This window comes from Nannocystis pusilla (genome assembly GCF_020073745.1).
GTDB classification, from domain to species: domain Bacteria; phylum Myxococcota_A; class Polyangia; order Nannocystales; family Nannocystaceae; genus Nannocystis; species Nannocystis radixulma.
In genome coordinates, this window is record NZ_JAIRAU010000005.1 from 161,319 (window position 1) to 180,657 (window position 19,339).

The 19,339-nt window shown below is 66.4% G+C and carries 10 protein-coding genes and 1 pseudogene; 7 read left to right on the forward strand and 4 right to left on the reverse strand.

The features are described 5' to 3' along the window. The first annotated feature begins 84 nt into the window (after window positions 1-84). The 7 genes from K7C98_RS08605 to K7C98_RS44670 all read left to right on the forward strand — a co-directional run bounded on the left by K7C98_RS08605 (window position 85) and on the right by K7C98_RS44670 (window position 16,131). The gene (locus K7C98_RS08605) at window positions 85-2,904 is read left to right on the forward strand and encodes a helicase-related protein (protein WP_224191098.1); all 2,820 of its coding nucleotides are present in this window, start codon (window positions 85-87) and stop codon (window positions 2,902-2,904) included. A gap of 12 nt (window positions 2,905-2,916) precedes the next feature. Further along, window positions 2,917-7,632, forward strand: coding sequence for an Eco57I restriction-modification methylase domain-containing protein (locus K7C98_RS08610; protein ID WP_224191099.1), 4,716 nt, complete (start codon window positions 2,917-2,919; stop codon window positions 7,630-7,632). 16 nt (window positions 7,633-7,648) lie between these two features. Beyond that, window positions 7,649-9,583: an AAA family ATPase gene (locus K7C98_RS08615; RefSeq protein ID WP_224191100.1), complete on the forward strand. Its 1,935-nt coding sequence runs from the start codon at window positions 7,649-7,651 to the stop codon at window positions 9,581-9,583. 11 nt (window positions 9,584-9,594) lie between these two features. Continuing rightward, entirely contained in the window at window positions 9,595-11,673 is a 2,079-nt protein-coding gene (locus K7C98_RS08620; RefSeq protein ID WP_224191101.1) for a hypothetical protein, read from the forward strand. A gap of 4 nt (window positions 11,674-11,677) precedes the next feature. Continuing rightward, entirely contained in the window at window positions 11,678-13,276 is a 1,599-nt protein-coding gene (locus K7C98_RS08625; protein WP_224191102.1) for a DUF2357 domain-containing protein, read from the forward strand. Beyond that, the gene (locus tag K7C98_RS08630) at window positions 13,273-15,075 is read left to right on the forward strand and encodes a phospholipase D family protein (RefSeq protein ID WP_224191103.1); all 1,803 of its coding nucleotides are present in this window, start codon (window positions 13,273-13,275) and stop codon (window positions 15,073-15,075) included. Before K7C98_RS08625 ends, K7C98_RS08630 begins: the two co-directional genes overlap by 4 nt. Before the next feature lie 135 nt (window positions 15,076-15,210). After that, complete coding sequence (locus K7C98_RS44670; protein WP_224191104.1) at window positions 15,211-16,131, forward strand: HNH endonuclease; 921 nt, start codon at window positions 15,211-15,213, stop codon at window positions 16,129-16,131. A 273-nt stretch (window positions 16,132-16,404) separates the two neighbouring features. Here the strand turns inward: K7C98_RS44670 and K7C98_RS08640 are convergent, their stop codons facing one another. The 4 genes and pseudogenes from K7C98_RS08640 to K7C98_RS45455 all read right to left on the reverse strand — a co-directional run. Further along, a complete protein-coding gene (locus tag K7C98_RS08640; protein ID WP_224191105.1) occupies window positions 16,405-17,349 on the reverse strand; it encodes a tyrosine-type recombinase/integrase in 945 nt (314 codons plus the stop codon). Then, a complete protein-coding gene (locus tag K7C98_RS08645; protein WP_224191106.1) occupies window positions 17,346-17,885 on the reverse strand; it encodes a helix-turn-helix transcriptional regulator in 540 nt (179 codons plus the stop codon). Before K7C98_RS08645 ends, K7C98_RS08640 begins: the two co-directional genes overlap by 4 nt. Window positions 17,886-18,355: 470 nt before the next feature. Then, complete coding sequence (locus K7C98_RS08650; protein WP_224191107.1) at window positions 18,356-18,556, reverse strand: helix-turn-helix domain-containing protein; 201 nt, start codon at window positions 18,554-18,556, stop codon at window positions 18,356-18,358. 416 nt (window positions 18,557-18,972) lie between these two features. Next, window positions 18,973-19,278: pseudogene (locus K7C98_RS45455) on the reverse strand (hypothetical protein); the annotation flags it as partial. Window positions 19,279-19,339: the final 61 nt, after the last annotated feature.

Sequence of the window (19,339 nt, forward strand, 5' to 3'; positions counted from 1 at the left end):
CGGGCATTGAACGGCTGGACCGCTCAGCGTTTGCATGGTTGTGGCGGTTCCCCCGCTGGGTTATCGTCTCCCGGACCCGTCCCCATGCCCTTCGCCACCGGCTCCCTAGTCCGCGCCCGCGGCCGCGAGTGGCTCGTCCTCCCCGAGTCCGACCCCGCCGCGCACCTCCTCGTCCTCCGCCCCCTCGGCGGCAGCGATGACGAGGTCGCAGGGCTCGACACCCGCCTCGAGCCCGTCGAGCCGGCGACCTTCGCGCCGCCTGACCCCGCCCGCGAGCTCGGCAACCACCGCGCCCTCACGCTCCTCCGCGACGCTGTCCGGCTGGGCTTCCGCGCCGGCGCTGGCCCCTTTCGCAGCCTCGCGCGGATCGCCGTCGAGCCGCGCCCGTACCAGCTCGTCCCCCTGCTCATGGCCCTGCGCCAGCCGACCGTCCGCCTGCTCGTCGCCGACGACGTCGGCGTCGGCAAGACGATCGAAGCCTGTCTGATCGCCCGCGAGCTCCTGGACCGCGGAGAAGTCCTGCGCACGGCCGTCCTGTGCCCCCCACACCTCGCCGAGCAGTGGCAGCGGGCCCTCCAGCAACAGTTCCACATCGACGCCGCCCTCGTCCTCGCCGGCACCGCGGCCCGCCTCGAGCGTCGCTGCGCCCCCGGCCAGTCGCTCTTCGAGCGCCACCCACACGTCGTCGTCTCCCTCGACTTCATCAAGTCCGAGCGCCGCCGCCACGAGTTCCTCCGCGTCTGCCCCGAGCTCGTCATCGTCGACGAGGCCCACACCTGCGCCGCTGGGGCGGGCGCCTCACAGCGGCGGCACGACCTCCTGCGCGAGCTCGCGCGCGACGCCGAGCGCCACCTGATCCTCGTCACTGCCACCCCGCACTCTGGCGACGAGTCGCAATTTCGCTCCCTGCTGACCCTCCTCGACCCGGCCCTCGCCGAGCTTCCACAGGACCTCTCCGGCGACGCCCACCGCCGCGATCGCGAGCGGCTTGCCACCTACCTCGTCCAGCGCCGTCGCGGCGATCTCACCGCATATCTCGGCGCCGAGTCTCGCTTTCCCGTCCGCGAGACCTCCGAGCGCACCTACCTCCTGACCCCCGCCTATCGCCGCTTCGTCGACCGCGCGCTCGCCTACTGCCGCGAGCGCGTCCGCGACACCGAGGGCAGTCGGCACCGCCAGCGGATCCGCTGGTGGTCCGCGCTCGCCCTGCTGCGCTCGCTCGCCTCGAGCCCGGCCGCCGCCGCCGCCACTCTGCGCAATCGGGCCGCCAGCGCGGACACCGACGACGCCGACGAGGCCGACGTCGTCGGTCGCCGCAGCGTCCTCGACCTCGAGGCGGACAGCGCCGAGACCCTCGACGTCGCCCCCGGCACCGCCACCGAGGAGGGCGACGAACACCCCGAGCGCCGCCGCCTCCTCGACCTCGCCCGCGAGGCCGAGAAGCTCGCCGGCTCCGACGACGCCAAGCTCGCCCGCGCCGCCGAGGTCGTCGACGAGCTCCTCAAGGCTGGTCATTCCCCGATCGTCTTCTGCCGCTTCATCCCGACCGTCGCATATCTCGCCGGCCATCTTCGCAAGCGCCTCAAGGACGTCCACGTCGAGGAGATCACCGGCGAACTCCCGCCCGAGGAGCGCGAAGATCGCGTCGATGGCCTCGACCAGCACGAGCGCCGCGTCCTCGTCTGCACCGACTGCCTGAGCGAGGGCATCAACCTCCAGGACCTCTTCGACGCCGTCGTCCACTACGACCTCTCGTGGAACCCGACGCGCCACGAGCAGCGCGAGGGCAGGGTGGACCGATACGGCCAGCCGAACCCGCAGGTCCGCGCCGTCACCCTCTACGGCAAGGACAACCCGGTCGACGGCATCGTCCTCGACGTCCTCCTGCGCAAGCACCAGGCGATTCGCAGTCAGCTCGGGATTTCCGTACCTGTCCCGATGGACACCGACGCCGTCGTCGACGCGATCTTCGAGGGCCTCCTCCTCCGCAGCGACGCCAGCACCGACCAGATCAACTTCGACTTCGCCGAGCCGCAGCGCCGTGAGGTCGAGCTCGTGTGGGAGCGCGCCCGCGAGCGGGAGAAGCGCTCCCGCAGCGTCTTCGCCCAGGCCAGCATCGACGTCGCCGAGGTCGCCGCCGAACTCGACGCCGTCCGCGAGGCGATCGGCGCCGCCCCCGACGTCGAGCGCTTCGTCCGCACCGCGCTCGCCGGCCTCGGCGCCCACCTCACCACCTTGCCCAAGGGACAGCTCCAAGTCTCCGGCCTGCGTCAGCTCCCGAGCGGCCTGCGCGACGCCCTCGGCGCACAGACCGACCTCACCGCCGTTTTTCAGCCGCCGGCTCCCCGCGGCGCCCAGGTCCTCACGCGCACGAGCCCACTCGTCGAGGGTCTCGCCGGCTTCGTCCTCGAGACCGCCCTCGACGCCGCCCGCGTCGGCGACCCGCGCTTCGCCGAGTCTGCCCGCCGCTGCGCCGCCCTGCGCACCGCCGCCGTCCAGTCGCGCACCGCCCTCTACCTCCTCCGCCTGCGCTTTCACCTCGTCCACCGCGGCCCCGACGGCCAGCTCCACGAGCTCCTCGCCGAGGACACCGCCCTGTGTGGCCTCTCCAATTTCGCGAGCGCCCCCGAGCGACTCGCGGCCGACGACCTACACGCCCTCCTGAACGCCGAGCCGAGCGGTAACATCGCCGCCGACCTCGCCCGCACCAACGTCCAGCGCGCCCTCGCCCCCTTGCCGAACGACCTGTTCGCCATCGTCGCCCGCGAGCACGGCGAGGCCCTCCTCGCCGCCCACCGCCGCGTCCGCAAGGCGGCCGGCCTCGCCCTGCGCGCCCTCAAGGTCGAACCGCACCCGCCCGACCTACTCGCCCTCTGCGTCTACCTCCCTCCGGCCCCGACCTGACCTGAAGTTCCTGTGACCCGCCTCGCGCGCAAGACCAATTTCCAATTCCCCACGCTCCGCAGCGAGGGCAACCTCTTGCCGGACGACCTGCTGCAGCGGGTCGCCGCCCAGGATCCGCGCCTCCCGGGCCTGTCCCCCGAAGCCTATCACCTGCTCCCGGGTGAGACCCTCCGCGAGGCGATCTCCCGCGCCTGGCTGCGCCTTCAGGGCGTCTGGACCAGCTTCCAGGCGGCGCTCGCACGCCTCCCGCCCGACGATCGCGCCACCACCGTCACGCGTGACCGTTGGCTCCTCCCGCTGCTGCAGGAACTCGGCTACGGCCGACTCGTCGCCGCCCGCCCGCTCGAGATCGGTGATCGCAGCTTCCCGATCTCCCACGCCTATCAACATTCCCCGATTCACCTGCTCGGCTGGCGCGTCGACCTCGATCGCCGCACCGAGAAGGTCGCCGGTGCCGCCCATTCTGCCCCCCACAGCCTCGTCCAGGATCTCCTCAATCGCTCCGACGATCACCTGTGGGCCCTGCTGAGCAACGGCCGGACCCTCCGGCTCCTCCGCGACAACATCAGCCTCGTACGCCAAGCGTACCTCGAGTTCGACCTCGAGGCGATGATGACGGGCGAGCACTTCGCTGACTTCGCGCAACTCTGGCTCGTCTGCCACCAGAGTCGCGTCGAGGCTGCGAAGCCGAACGAGTGCTGGCTCGAAAAATGGTTCCTCCACGCCCGCGATGAGGGGATCCGCGCCCTCCACCGCCTGCGAGGCGGCGTGCAGAGGACAATCGAGCTCCTCGGCAGCGGCTTTTTGAAGCACCGCGCCAACGCGCCCCTCCGCGAGTCCCTGCAATCCGGCAACCTCGACGTCCAGGATTTTTACCGCGAGCTGCTCCGCCTCGCATACCAACTAATCTTCCTCTTCGTCGCCGAGGACCGCGGCCTGCTCCTCGACCCCGCCGCGCCCGAGGCGGCCCGCGAACGCTACACCCGCTATTACGCGACCGCCCGCCTGCGCCGCCTCGCCGAGCGCCGGCGAAGCGGTCCGCACGGCGATCTCTGGCAGGGCCTCCGGCTCGTCCTCGGCAAGCTGTATGCCGGATGCCCCGAGCTTGGCCTGCCGGCGCTCGGCTCCTTCCTCTGGAGCACCCGCGCCACCCCGCACCTCGACCGCGCCGAGCTCGCCAACGAGGACCTACTCGCGGCCTTCCATGCCCTCGCGCGCGTCGACGACGAGCGCGGCGTCTCCTACTCCGTGAGCTGGCAAAGCCTCGCCGCCGACGAGCTCGGCAGCGTCTATGAGGCCCTGCTCGAGCTCCACCCCCGCCTGCACACCGAGACCGGCCTCTTCGAGCTGGCGACCGCCGCGGGCAACGAGCGCAAGACCAGTGGCAGCTACTACACCCCCGAGGAGCTGGTCGAGCGCCTACTCGACTCCGCGCTCACGCCCGTCCTCAACGCCGCGACTCTGGGCAAGCCTCGCGACATCGGTATCGCGGCGCTCCTCGACCTCAAGGTCTGCGACCCTGCCTGTGGCTCGGGCCACTTCCTCGTCGCCGCCGCCCGCCGGATCGCCCGCCGCCTCGCCTCGCTGCGCACGGGTGACGACGAACCTGCCCCTTCGGCCATGCAGGCGGCCCTGCGCGAGGTCGTGGGCCGCTGCCTCTTCGGCGTCGACATCAACCCGATGGCCGTCGAGCTCTGCAAGGTCTCCCTGTGGATGGAGGCGCTCGATCCCGGCAAACCGCTGAGCTTCCTCGAGTCCCACATTCAGTGCGGTAATGCCCTCCTCGGCGCGACGCCGGCGCTGCTCGCCCGCGGAATCCCCGAGGACGCCTTTGCCACGGTGCTCGAGGGAGACGACCGCGAGGCCGCCAAGAACTTGCGCAAGCGCGACCGCGACGAGCGCAAGGGCGCGCGCGCGACCCTTGACCTCTTCGCCGCCCAGTCCCCCGCCGCCGCCCCGACGAGCGCCGACGCCGACCTCCTGCGCACCAGGGCCCAGCAGGTCGATCGCGCCGCCGACGGCTCGCTTCCTGCCGTCGAGGCCAAGGAATCCGACTTCGCCACCTGGCAGGCGTCCCCCGAGCAACGCCGCGCCGAGTTCCTTGCCGACCTCTGGTGCGCCTCCCTCGTCTGGCCCAAGACCCCCGAGCTGATCGACGCCGCCCCGACCACCAGCGAGTGGCTGCACCTCTTACGAAAGCCCGACGGCGCCAAGCCCACGACGCTTCAGACCCTCGCCGAAGCCAAGAAGCAGTACAAGTTCTTCCACTGGCACCTGCGCTTCCCCCAGGTCTTCGCCCCTGCGACCGAGAACACGGCGCCCGACGACCCCTGCGGCTGGACCGGGGGCTTCGACGTCATGCTGGGCAACCCGCCTTGGGAGCGCGTCAAGCTGCAAGAAAAAGAATTCTTTGCCGAACGTGCCCCCGAGGTCGCCGCCGCCGACAACGCCGCCCAGCGCAAGCGCCTCATGGCCGAGCTGCCTCGCACACAGCCGGCCTTGTGGGCGGCATGGCGCGCGGCCACGCGGGCGAGCGATGGCGAGTCGTTGATCTACCGCACTTCGGGCCGCTTCCCCCTGTGCGGCCGTGGCGACGTCAACACCTACAGCATCTTCGCCGAGATCAACCTGCAACTGCTTTCACCTTGGGGTCGCTCCGGCTTCATCGTTCCGACAGGGCTGGCGACTGACGCCACCACGAGCCCCTTCATCGCTCATCTCGTCGACCGCGCCGCACTCGCATCTCTGGTCAGCTTCGAGAACTTCGGCACCACCTTCGCCTCGGTCAACAACCGCCAGTCGTTTTGCCTTGTCACGCTCTCGGCTGCACCCGTGGTCGCGATGCGCTTCCAGTTCAACGTCAACCAGCCCGACCGGGAGGTGGATCTCGGGCCCACCGAGTACACGCTCCAGCCGGCCGACTTCCGCCTGCTGAACCCGAATACGCTCAGTTGCCCGACCTTCCGCACAAAGCGCGACGCGGACATCGTGAAAGCGATCTATCGCCGCGTCCCGGTACTTTGGCGCGAAGACGCGGCTGACGGCAACCCCTGGAACCTGTCGTTCCGGGCCATGCTCCACATGGCCAACGAGTCCGGCCTGTTCAGGTCGCGCGAGGAGTTGCTGCACGACGGCTGGCAACTCCGCGGTGCGATCTTCGCCCGCGACGACAAGCAGATGCTGCCCCTTTACGAAGCAAAAATGGTCCAGCATTACGATCACCGCTTCGCGTCACTGATCGAAGGCGATCCCGGCGGCCGTCCCTCGCGCAAGTTCGAGGGCTGGTACGGCGCGGACACCAGAAACCCCGAAGAGTTCATTACTCCCCGCTACTGGGTCGACAGCACCGAAGTTGCCAGCCTCATCCACGAGTTCCCGGCCTCCTGGCACCGGGGATGGTTCATTGGCTTTCGCGACATCACCCGTAGCACTGACGCACGCACCGTCATCGCCAGCGTTGTTCCGCACACGGCTATCGGTCACACTTTGCCACTCGTACTGCTTGGGTCTGACTTCATCCCATCCTCATGCGGTTTCCTGGCATCTCTTCTGAGCTTCGCCCTCGACTACGTCGTGCGGCAGAAACTTGGCGGCACTCACTTAACGTACGGATACCTCAAACAGCTCCCGATTCTCCCTCCAAAAACCTATAATAAGGGTGTAACCTGGGACAATCGCGCGACCAAATTGAACGACTGGCTTCGCCCGCGCGTCCTTGAGCTCGCCTACACCGCCTGGGACCTCGAACATTTCGCCCGAGACCTAGGCCACGAGGGCCCACCGTTCCGCTGGGACGACACTCGCCGCTTCCTCCTCCGCGCGGAGCTCGACGCCGCCTTTTTCCACCTCTACGGAATCACCCGCGACGACGCCGCCTGGATCCTCGACACCTTCTGGGTCATCCGCCAGAAGGACGAGAAGGCCCACGGCGAATACCGCACCAAACGCGTGATCCTCGAGCGCTACGATGCCATGGCCCAGGCGATCGCCACCGGCCATCCGTACCAGACCATCCTAGACCCTCCGCCCGCCCACGCGAGCCTGACACACCCCCCGCGTCCTCCCGGCGCCCCCATCTGGCCGCTCCCACCGGCGCCGCCCGAAGTCGTCGTCGACTTCACCGCCGCCCCCGAAGAGCTCATCCCCAAGGCCACGGCAGCCAAGCCCGAGAAGCCCCGCAAGCAGCGCTCCACCGCAGCCAAGCCCGAGAGACCCGCGAGCAAACCCGCGGACGACTTCCGGCTCACGAACCCGCCGCACACCCCCCAGCTCGGTCTCACCTTCGGCGCCTCGCCGGAGCCCCCTCCGCCTCCCGCATCCGACTTCCAGCTCAGCGCGCCAGCCCCCCAACTCGGTCTCGGATTCGCATCCACAACCCCTCAGCCCGCCCTGCCGGTCACCGCCCAGGCTTCCGCCTCGACGACGACCCCGCAGCCAAGTTCCGCTCTGGATGCCGCTCCAGCAGCCCCCCCAACGTCGGCCCGGACCGACGATGACCCTCCACGCATCCGCGCCCTCCGCGACGCCGGGGGCAAACTCGCGCGTCCCGAGGTTCTCGCGGTCCTCCGCGCCCTCCACCGCGCGACTGATCCGCTCTCCAAGGACCAGATCCTCGTCGCCACCGGCATCGACGACAAAGCCTGGCCCGCCCTGATCAAGTTCCTACTCGAAGCCGACCTCGTCGCCGCCCAAGGCCAGCGCCGCGGCACCCGTTACACCCTCTGCTGACTCCAAAGGCTGCTTCATGATCAAGAGCATCCGCTTCAAGTTCGGGCCCACACCGGATGCGGAGCCCACCAGTTTCCGGCCGAGCCCCATGACCGTCATCGTCGGCCCCAACAACTCCGGCAAGAGCCTCACGCTGCGGGAACTCAAGAAGAGCCTATCCAAGGGCACTCCTGACTGGTCGAACGAGAAATGGCTCGTCCTCGCGGACATCGAGCCCGGCCTGCCCGAATCCGGACCTACACACGAAGGGATGGTGCAGGAGGTCGAGGAGGATTTCGCCTCGCTTCGCAACCTCGACCTCGGAGATCCAGGCCTCGAGTTCCTCTTCAACCTCGTCGGAGGTCGCAGCGAAGATCTCGGCGAGCTGCCACCGCTCCTACTGGACGCCGTCAAGCGAGTGTTGATGCTTCTTTCCAAGCGGAAGATAGCGATGCAGCTAGCCAGCGACGGCAAACTGTCGAACCCGATCGTCTCCATGGAGGCTCTCGTTCCGGATACGCCGATCGTCGAGCCGACGGACATGGACGATATTATCCTGGGGAAGCTCGACGAGGTCGTCGCTCTCCTCAAGCACAGCCACAAGGGTCTTCTGCACCTGCTGAGCAACGTACAACAGCGTCCAGCCGCCGAACTGATCCGTACGGGGATTGTCAACCTCCGCGGCTACTTCGAGCACATCCAGGGCCCAGTCGCTTTCCTGGACGGCAAGACTAGACTATCCTTGATTCAATCCGAGCGGACCGGCAGCCTGCGGACTCGGCGTTCCGAGGAAGGGATGTTGATGTCCCTTCGCAACGATCGCAAACAGCTCGACCGCCTGCGGAAGTATGTTTTCGAGGCCTTTGGTCGGTATGCCGTCCTCGACATCCTGGACCTACACGAGTTAAAGCTCGTACTTTCGGACGCGCCACCGCCGCCGGGTATCGAAGATCGCCTCGACGATGAAGCACGCGCCTTCTTTCAGGAATGCAACGGACTCAGCGAGTTCAGCGATGGCGTGAGAACCTACATCGGACTGCACGCTCACCTGCTGAGCCAGGATTGCAACTATGCCATGATCGATGAGCCGGAGGCGTTCCTGCATCCCCCGCTCGCCCGACGGCTCGGCGCAAACCTGACCTCGCTGGCGGCCGAACGCGGCACGTACATCTTCGCTGCCACTCACAGCCCGGACTTCGTCATGGGGTGCCTCTCGACGGGCCACCCGGTCAACATCATCCGCCTCGGCTACAAGGACGGCCGCGGTAGCGCTCGACTCCTCGACCCCGCGCGCCTTGCGGAGATGATGCAGGATCCCCTTGTACGCTCCACCGGCGCCTTGAGCGCGCTGTTCCATGAGGCGGTCGTCCTCTGCGAGGGTCCCAGCGATAGGGTCTTCTACTCGGAGATCAACGATCGCCTCGTACGGCATGATCCAGCATACCCCCGGCGCATGCAGAGCTGCCTGTTCTTGGAGGTCGGCGGCAAAGAAGCCGTCCCGAAGGTGTTCGAGCCTCTGATCCGCACTGGCGTCCCCGTCGCCTGCGTGATTGACCTCGACCTCCTGAACGCTTCGAATGTTCTCAACAAGTTACTGAAAGCTCGCGGCGCGCACGACACTCTTGTCGGCTCTCTCACCAACATGCGCGGACAGATCCTTACCATCTTCAAGGACCGCAAAGAACTCTTGAAGAGGGGCGGGCTCGCCGCGCTGACCGATCCCGCGGAACGCGAAGCGCTCCAGACCTTCCTCGACAACCTCGCTCGCTTCGGCATCTTCCTCCCCGAACGAGGAGAGGTCGAGACCTGGCTCCCCGCCCTGGAATGTCTGAACGTGGGCAAGAGCGGCTGGTTGCCCACGATCCTGGAGAAGATGGGGATGACCGACGGCGGTTTGACTCCCGCGCGGGACGATGTCTGGGCATTTCTCCGCAAAATCGCCGCATGGCTCGATCAACCACTTGCGTCTTGAAGTGAACGCCGATGCCCCCCGTCGACCTCAGCGCCCCGGCCCCCTCCTACTGGAAGATCGCTCCCGGCGAAAAGGCCGTCAACTGGCCCGATTGCCTCAAGGGCGGCTATATCTCGATCGGCTACTATGAGCTCGGCGACCTCGCCGGCCTGACCAAGGCGCAGTTCGAGGCTCGGCGCGACGATCTCTTGCAGAACGACCCCGGTTATGCGGACTTCTCGAAGTTCGGCATCAACATGGTTTGGCGCTTCGCTCAGATCCCCGTTGGCGCTCGCGTCGTCGCCAACCGCGGCCACTACGAGGTCCTCGGGATCGGCACCGTGATCCGCCCCTACTACTACGAGGAAAGCGCCGAGTTCCCGCATCGACTCGGCGTCCGCTGGGACGACACGACGCGGCGCAGTGTCGCGTTCACGCACTGGAATGCCACGCTCATCGGGCTCAGTCGTGACGATTTCCTCAAGATCCTCGCGGCGCCGCCCAGCGATGGTCAGCAGTCCGCTTCGCTCAGCATGGCGGTCCTTGGCACAGTCATGCGCCCGCGCTCCCGCAGCGCTCCGCCGCTCACCTTCGAGCGAATCACCCAGGCCCTCGCTCGCGGCGGCTACCACTTCCCCGACGAACTCGTCGCCAGCTATCTGCTCGCCCTGCAGACCAAGCGCTTCGTCATCCTCTCCGGCATCTCCGGTACGGGCAAGACCCAGCTGGCCCTTCAGGTCGGCCGGGTAATGACTCCTTCGCGGCTCGCCGCCCTCAGCGAGGACGATCCGCCGCCGAAGCTCGCCTTGACCCGCGACGACCTCGACCGCGCCCGGATCCCGCTTCATCCCGACATTCTGGCGCGTTTCCCTCGCTTCGTCGCCGCCCTCGAGCGCAACGCCGAGGTCATGCTCAGCACCCACGACGACACCCGCGAGCAGAGCACCCTGGTCGACCGACGCGTGCCGCATCGCCCCGTCCTCGTCCTGCAGGACGCCGCCGCCGAGTGGCTGACCTCCACCTTCCGCCCCGGTCAGCTCCTCGCGCTCGACATCGACGAGGACGCGACTCCACCCTCCGTCTTTCTCCTGCCTGCGTCACCTACCGATGCCGCGCGCACCGTCGAGGTCGTCACCGTGCGCCCCGACTGGACCGACCACCGCGGCCTGCTCGGCTTTTACAACCCGCTCACCCAGCGCTACCAGGCGACGCCCTTCCTGCGGCTGCTCCTCGCCGCGCGCGACGAGCTCGACCTCGCCGGCAAGCAGAACCGCCTCCCACGGCCCTTCTTCGCCATCCTCGACGAGATGAACCTCGCCCGCGTCGAGCACTACTTTGCCGACTTCCTGTCGTGCCTCGAGTCTGGCGAACCCTTGCACCTGCACGACGACCCACGCCTCGCCAGCGGCGACATCGATGGCGCTGAGTTACTCCCGACCCACCTCGAGATCCCGCGCAACGTATTCATCACCGGCACCGTCAACGTCGACGAGACCACCTACATGTTCAGCCCGAAGGTGCTCGATCGCGCCTTCGTGTTCGAGTTCAACGCCGTCGATCTCGGCGCCTACGCCCGTCCCAGCTCCCAGACTACGACGCCCCTCCGTCTCACGCGCGCGTTCCCCGATCCCTTCACATTCTCCGGCAACCCCACCCCGGACGACTGGACCAAACTCGTCCGTCTCCACGGCAACATCACGCTTCGCCCGCTTCAGGCCGTTCACGACGCGCTGCGCCGCGACAACCGCCACTTCGGCTTCCGCGTCGCCAACGAGATCGCACGCTTCGTATTGCTCGCCGCCGAACAGGCCAATGACGCAGCGCTGCAGACCGCCCTCGACATCGCGGTCCTCTCCAAGGTCCTCCCTAAGCTCCATGGCACCCAGCAGGAGCTCGGCGAGCTCATGACGCGCCTCTTCGCAATTTGCGTCAACCCCGAGGATCCGAAGTCCGCCCCGCCGATCGACCAATGGGAGCCTCTGCACGATCGGATCATTCCTCGCCAGGCGAACCTCAACCCGCTCCTGGCTAAACTCCCCCGCAGCGCCGCCAAGCTGTGGCGCATGCACCGGCGTCTAAATCAGCAGGGCTTCGTCTCGTTCATCGAGTAGGTGCATGGCCCCGCGACTGTTCAGCCCGGACGACCCGCGCACCCCGCTCGCCCATAGCGACGGCCTTCTGCGCCTCCAGGCCGAGCTGACTTACACCGTCGAGGGAGAGCCCGCCGACCTCGAGGCCATCGCTGACGCCCTCCCCCCCGACCTCACCAGGCGCTGCACCGACCGCACCTTGCAGCTCGCCTTCGGCAACGCTGTCGGCCGCTTCGACCTGCCGCACCTCGGCGCCGTCAACGTCTTCACCGGCAAGTTCGGCGAGGACGACTACACGCGCATGATCGAGCAGCTCGCGGACGAAATTGCCGAGCTCCCCCTCGAGGCCGGCACCGCCGCCCACGGCATGTTCGAACGCGACGAAGATCCCGCCCGACTGCGTTATCTCGCCTTCCTCTACCTGCGCCTGATCACCAGCGACCAGGCCCCCGCGCACCTGCAGCTCGTCCCGGCGCTGCAAGTCATCCTGCATCACCCGCACCGACGGCTCATGCGCGAGGCGCAGTGGGTTCCGCTTGAGCGCACTCGTCACGTCGACCCCGGCAGCCTCCACCAGCTCCTCACCACGCGTGCTGGCCTCGCCCGCAGCCCGAGCAACCTCGCCCTCGCCTCCGCGCTGCGTGGCCACCTCCCGACCTATGTTGAGGAGGCCGTCCCGCGGACCGACCTAGACGTACCGGAAAACCGCTTCGTCCGGCACGTCCTCGACCTCGCGCAGGATCTCGTCCGCACCTTCCGCGCCCTCGCGCGCGATCGCCCGTTGCACTTCCGCCGCCGCCTGGAGGCCGATTGCGACCAGATTGCACGCGCCTTGGCTCCGATCAACTGCCACCCGCTTTGGGCCGGGCTCAGCCCGATGGCACGGCTTCCCTTCGATTCCACAGTCCTTCAGAGCGCCCGCGGCTACAAGGACATCTTCCGCCACTACCTCCGCCTGCGCCAAAGCACCCGAGTTCCGCTTGAGCCAGCCCGCGCCGCCGAACTGCTCGAGCTCAAGGACATCGCCACCCTTTACGAACTCTGGACCTATTTCACCGTCGCTCGGACGCTCGGCGACATCCTGGGACCCCCCAGCTCAGCGAGCGGGTTCATCTGGACCGAGTTTAGCGCCAGCGCCAGGCGTGGCTTCCAGATCACATGGCCCAAGGGCCATGTCCTCTACTACAACTTGACCTTCTCACGACGCTCGGAGCGCTTCTCGTACTCGGTTCCACTCCGGCCCGACATCACCCTCGATCTTGCTAGCGGCCCGAATGCCGGCCTCCACATCTTCGACGCCAAGTTCCGCCTCTACCGCGTCGATGCTCCTCTCGCTGACGACGGCGACGTCGACCAGGCGACCTTCCGCCGCGACGACATCCACAAGATGCACACCTACCGCGATGCCCTCGGCGCCCGCACCGTCTGGATCCTTTACCCGGGCACTGTCTTCAAGTTCTACCCGACAGGCCGCGAGTACCCCCTCGCCAGCACGCCCTCGAAGCTCTCTCCAATCCCTGGGGGTGTCGGCAGCATCCCTCTCATCCCCGCCGAGCTTCTCGCCCCCGACCTAAGTGCGACTCTGCTGCACCTGCTCGGGCCCACCACAACAGCAATTCCATGACCCGTCAGCATTTGTTCGATTTTCCCGGGCACCCATCCTCCCAATTCGACGTACATGCCACGTGGTGTCGTTCGGGAAGCACGAATGCACACAAGTCACTCTGGGGCCCAGTCGAAGGTGCGGAGCATTTCATGCTGATATCCTGTTTTGTCAGCCAGAGCGGGTGGTCGGCCATCGCCCGCTTGCTCCGAGAAGAGGCAGCCCGAACGCCGAGGTTTCACGCACAACTCATCTTTTCTCTGCACGGCTTGGATCGGGTGGGCGGAGCCGGACTCCTCCAAAATTTCAAGGATTTTGCGGAGCGCGACGAACACCGCGAGCGAATCCAAGTGTTCGTCGTCGAGGACTCGCAGAAGGAACTCTTTCACCCGAAAGGACACGCATCCTATGCGGGAAGCATCGAGCGGCACTCGCGCGTCGTCGTTGGCTCGGCCAACCTTACGCGCAGCGGAATGACCCATCACGACGAGATGATGTGCGTGTTCGAAAACGAACCTCGCATTTACAGCCAGTTTTCTCGCGCGTTCGAGGCACTTCGCAAACGAGCCTGCCCTGTCCGTGGGGAGAACATCAACCGTATCGAGCGGAAGCTCCTGTCCAGGCCGGGCAATCCCTCGACTTCATCGAATACCACGCCGCGAGCAGCGACGCCTGACCCTATTCTGAACCTCGATCCCGCGGGCCCCGAGCTGTTCGTGCCGACGACTGCGTCCTTTGAGCGAACGCTGGAGTCTGTGGCCGCGCTCCTGAGACAAGGCGTCCAAGTCATCCGCAATGATCGGTATGAAGAGCTCTCCGTGTCCGTGAGCCTTCGCCGCTTCGTATCGGCCAGAATCATCCCGGGTCTCCGCACGACGGCTATCGCGGACGGTGTTTCACTATCTCGAGGGTCAGGCGTGAACGGGCTGAATGTCCATTTTACACCGGATGTGATGACGGCCAACCTTCACAAGCTCAACCGCGACCTGGGACGCCTCCTCGGGTACTTCTCGCTTGAGGTTGGCGGCCTGCGCTGGATGCCCTCAGAGTGGTGGAATCGTTTCATCGACCTCTGGGACGACTATGTCGCTTTCTACAAAGTGTCTCGAGACCACGACGACGTTGAAAGCCACCTTACGGCGCTGCGTTCGCTCTTCACCGGCAGTTCTCCCAGAACGAGCGCTCTCAAGGCCAAACTTAGGCTATCCTCCCCGGGAGGGTGGGACATTTCGGCAGCGGAGAAACTCCTGGGCACGATCCGCGAATCGGACCTACAGGACGCTGACGCGCTGAAGAGCCGGGCTTTTGGCACAATCTTGCGGCACTGTCAGGAAGACCTCAATCGACATCTAAACCTGGATTTCGTGATCGCTCAGGTCAGCCGAGCCGGGATGAGGGCCCGTCCCGACCATATTGACGCCACCCGTCTATCCCTCGCCATCGACGCTCTCGCCGATCTTGCCATGGCCGGAATCAATCACGCTTTCAAGACGGACAAGGCCGATCGAGTCACCGGCAACGCTGTTACGTCTGTCTTGGCTGCGCGGATCAAACAAGGAGTGGACCCGAGGGACGTATACAATACCGCAGCAACTTGGAAGAATGCCCTACTCAGCGAGCAAACGGAACATGCCACTCGTTCAGAACTATTGATCGCTGCATGGCAGTGTTTTCTCCGGTGGTTCCGTCTCGAGCCGGAGACCACGGACTGGCACCTTAACATTCCTCAATGGCGCCGTCCCTCGGAGAAGAAACAATCCGACATACCGGACAACAAGCGCCCTGAGAAGAGTCCAAAGCGGCGGCCGAGACAGCGGTGACAGAGCCACCCGTGTGTCGATCGGCCTTACATAGCATCCGAGCGGATTCGCTCGATTAACTTTCGAGAAGCGTTCGGACGGCAGGCATGATGGTTACAGGATGACATCCCGTCTCCCGCGGGATATCCTGGCCATGTGGAAGGCTTCGTTGCGGTCACCGACCCCAGCTGGTACGAGCGCCTGTGCAGAAAGCCGGGCCCTTGCGACGCGAACTTTTGGCGCCCTTCGACCCGCCGCTTCAACCTCGCACCTGGTACCCCCTTCTTCTTCAAGCTCAAGGCGCCCCACCACGCGATCGCGGGCTTCGGCTTCTTCGTCAGCTTCACGGTGCTCCCCGACTGGCTCGCCTGGGACACCTTCGGCGACGCGAACGGCGTCGACGATCTCGACGCCCTGCGCGCGCGCCTGCAGCGTATCCGAGAAGGCGCACGCATCGCAGCCGACCCACTCGGGCAGATCGGCTGCTGTCTGATCGCCGAGGCGACGTTTTTCTCACCCGAGACGTGGGTCGTCCCGCCCGACGACTGGTCCCCACGCACTCAGACAGGCGCCACCTACTCGCTTGACGCCGGTGAGGGCCAGCGGATCTGGCACGAGTGCCTCGGTCGCGTCGGCCTCCCCGCGAGACGCACTCTGCCAGGCGTGCCCGAGCGGCCTCGATACGGTGCACCGACGCTGCACCGGCCTCGGCTCGGCCAGGGCATCTTCCGTGTGCAGGTCCTCGACGCCTACGGTCGGGCGTGCGCGGTCACGCACGAGCACTCACTCCCTGTCCTTGAGGCCGCGCACATCCGGCCGTATGCCAAGGGAGGTGAGCATACCGTGGCCAACGGTCTCGCGCTGCGGACCGACCTGCACCGCCTGTTTGACCGCGGATACATCACGGTTGACGACAACCACCGGCTCATCGTCGGCAAACGGCTCCGCGAAGACTTTGCCAACGGACGCTCGTACTATGCGCTCCACGGACAGCCTGTAGAGACGCCCGTTCATCCCGAACTCCGTCCGGCGCCCGTGGCGCTTGCCTGGCACCGTGAGCATACGTTTCTAGGCTGAGGCCAGCGGGCTTCGTGCGGGTGATTTCGCGCGCATTCGACCGCGACGGTCGACTCACGCATTACCTACGCCCTGCCAATCACGAGATCAGCAAGGCGAAGCATGATGCCTGTCTGTTAAGGCAGCGCGGTTAACACGCACTTAACAAAAATGGGGCGCCGAGGGGCACGCAGAACCCCGTTGGAGAGCAAAGGACGGGCGTTTGACGGTTTGCCGGGTTTTAGCGGGAGGTGGCCGGCGGGTCAGAACTTGTTCCACAGGTCGCAGCTTGGCCTAATTCGCCAACGTGGCCGCGTTCTCGGCCATTTGGAGCTTTTTGGGGCAGTTTTGGGGCACGGGGTCACCCCACATGGCGGCGGCCTCCAGAGCCGCCTGCTCCCTCGCCAGGTGGATGTACTTCTGCGTCGTCGACAGTCGGGAGTGACGCGCGTGCGCCTGTAGGCGGTATGGATCCGTCCCGCGTCCGGCGAGGAGCGTCAGGCAGGCGTGACGGAGCCGATGCGGCCCCGACTTCTCCAGCCCAGCCGCCTCCTGCAGCTTGTTGAGCTTGTAGGTGATCGTATTGGGCGTGTGGTACGAGACCTGGCCCTTGAGCGGCCCCTCGCGCACCACGCGGTTCAACACGTGGTCGTCCTTGTGCCCCCGAGGCAGAGCTCGGAGCGCCGCGGACAGCTCGGGTGACATCCCGACCGGAGCGGCGACGCCCCCCTTGGGCGTGGCGTCCTCCCCGTCGCTGTAGTTGTGCTGGATCTTCATGATCCCCTTGCGGAGATCGATGTCGCCCCAACGCAGGGCTCGGGCCTCCGATGATCGGAGGCCGCCGTGGAGCAGGAGAAGCACCAGAACGGGTGCATCCCCTCCCTCCCGCTTCGCGGCATCGATGAGGCGTTCCGCTTCCTCCTCGGTGTACACGACCGGCTCGGCACGCTTCGGGGCCTTCTCCATCTTGATCTTGGGAGCATCCTCGAGCAGGGCCCAGTCCTCCGCCTGTCGCAGCGCCGCCCGGAGCTTTCCGAGCAATTCATTGCGACTCTGCGGCTTCATCTTCCCGAGCTTCGCCCGAAGCTTCCCGATCGCTTCGCGGTCGATTGCATCGAGCGGGAGATCGCCGAGGACGGGGCGTATGTAGCGGCGCCACGCAGTCGAATAGTTCTTCCGCGTGGCCGGCTTCTGCTGCGAGAGGTACTCGGCCTCGAACCTCGTCCAGAACCCTTTCAAGGTCTGGACAACCGTCTGGGTCTTCTTGACGCTCCAGGGCGCGGGAGCGGAAGCCGCAGGGATTGTCTCTTCTGCAGGATTCTCTCCTTTCTGCTCTCACCGCCCATGAGCTCGCTCCACACCTCGCGCTTGAGGGTTTCCGCCCACGCAAACGCGCCAGGCTTGTCCAGGCCCTCAGGCGCGACGCGCTTGTGACGCAGGCGCGGGAGGCCCTTGGACTTGTCGGCGGGGATGGTGAAGGTGACGAGCATTCGGGCGCTGTTCTTGTAGTTGTAGGGGCTGACGTTGATGTTCACGGCGGGGCGCTTTCCGCCGCGGGTCTCCGCCTCCAAGTCCACCAAATCTTGCCTCACCCAGCAAGAGCGGCCCCCGATCCTCCGCAGGGGCGGCAGACGCCCCCGCGAGATGGCCGCCCTGACAGCCTTCTCGCTCCGCCCGAGGATTTGGGCGATATCCTGCACGTAGAGGATCGGCGGCAGGTCCGGGCGCGAACTCACGCTGTCGGAGCAGTGTTCGCCCGCGATCGCTCCACCCATACCGGCAGGGACGTGCCTCGCCGGATGAGCAACTATATTGTAGAGACAGGTGTTATCGACGACCCCACCTTGCCCTTTACCCCTTGCCACGCCCACCTCCTGACGTGTTATTCACATCTTACGAATGCTGAGCCCGATAGCCCAGGCCACACAATGCGGAGCCGATGCAGGTCGGCGCCCGAGTTAGCGCGCGCTCTCCCCGGCCCCTGCAACCTCGAGAGCCCACTCCAAAGTCAAATCGCTATTGCCTTACTTCCATCCGTTCAGGCGATCCACAATCATCGCTCACTGGACCATTCCTATCTTCACCGTTCCATCTCTCGCACCGCGCCGGAGCTCGCGGCATGTACCGGGCATCACCGGAGCTCTTGCACGTAGGATGCAGAACAGCGAGTTCTTCGGCCGTCGAGCGTTGGCGCCTCGGTGGCCAGCCTCTCGGGTGCGGGCGTCCCGAAGTGCCGACGAGCGGTTCAGGGCGCGGCCCGCGATGGGGCCAGCATTTTGTCGCGCCAGGCGATGAGGGTCTCGCGGTGGAAGACCCAGCGATGGATCGCCCGAACGCACGGGATGTCGCCATGCTTGACCCGGCGGTAGAAGGTCGTCCGGGACAAGCCGATGATTGCCATGGCCTCGGCGGACCCGATGTACTCCCGGGTCGATTCAGCCGGCATGGGCCTCTCCTTGCGGCTTCGTGCCGCGGTGCGAGCGCACAAGGGGAGACGATGCCGCCAAGCGCCGCGCCGGTGAGCAGGCCGGCGGCGACGAGGCCGGACGCGCGGCGCAAGGCAGGATCCGCGGCGAACACCGCGATGCCGAGGCTTGCTGCCCCGAGCACACCGCACCCAATGGACGCGGCGCGAGAATCCCCGAACAACTGCGGAAGCAGCGCTGAACCCGCCATGGTCGCACCGAAGGTGCCGACCTGGCCCCAAGCAGCGCCCTCGTCTCCCAACGAGGCCTCGCTGTGCCCCTGGGATCCTTCTTCCACCTTGATGTCATCGAGGTTGCTCGCGGACTGGGAGACGACCTCGAGCGGAAAGTCGAGCCCGATCGCCAGGCGAACGATGGTCTCGAGCATGGGGTTGGCGTCGTCGCCGAGCAACGCGATGATGTGTCCGCGCGACACACCGGATCGCCTCGACAGCTCCTGCTTCGAGACGCCGGTTTGCACTCGCACTTGCTCGAGCAGGTCGATCACGTCGACGAGCGTGTTCCCGCGGGCGCCGCGGAGCTTGCACTTCGACGCTTCCAGCTCAGCCAGAAAGACCGCAAGTGGCTGCCGGCGCAGCCCTTCCAGCATCCGCGCTGTCACCATATCGATGTCAAGGCGCTCGCCCCGGATCACCCCCCGGACGTACTCAGTTAGCGTCTTGAATCCTGCTTCACTCATCATCCCCAACCTCCCGATGTGATGAGCATAGGATCTCGATCGCCGAGGTCCCGATGCCTGCCAG

Excerpts from the sequence above, each read along its gene's own strand:
- K7C98_RS08605 (WP_224191098.1), top strand. The coding sequence starts at position 85 with ATGCCCTTCGCCACCGGCTCCCTAGTCCGCGCCCGCGGCCGCGAGTGG.
- K7C98_RS08630 (WP_224191103.1), top strand. The coding sequence starts at position 13,273 with ATGACCCGTCAGCATTTGTTCGATTTTCCCGGGCACCCATCCTCCCAA.
- K7C98_RS08620 (WP_224191101.1), top strand. The coding sequence starts at position 9,595 with ATGCCCCCCGTCGACCTCAGCGCCCCGGCCCCCTCCTACTGGAAGATC.
- K7C98_RS08650 (WP_224191107.1), bottom strand. The coding sequence starts at position 18,556 with ATGCCGGCTGAATCGACCCGGGAGTACATCGGGTCCGCCGAGGCCATG.
- K7C98_RS08625 (WP_224191102.1), top strand. The coding sequence starts at position 11,678 with ATGGCCCCGCGACTGTTCAGCCCGGACGACCCGCGCACCCCGCTCGCC.
- K7C98_RS08615 (WP_224191100.1), top strand. The coding sequence starts at position 7,649 with ATGATCAAGAGCATCCGCTTCAAGTTCGGGCCCACACCGGATGCGGAG.
- K7C98_RS08645 (WP_224191106.1), bottom strand. The coding sequence starts at position 17,885 with ATGGGTGGAGCGATCGCGGGCGAACACTGCTCCGACAGCGTGAGTTCG.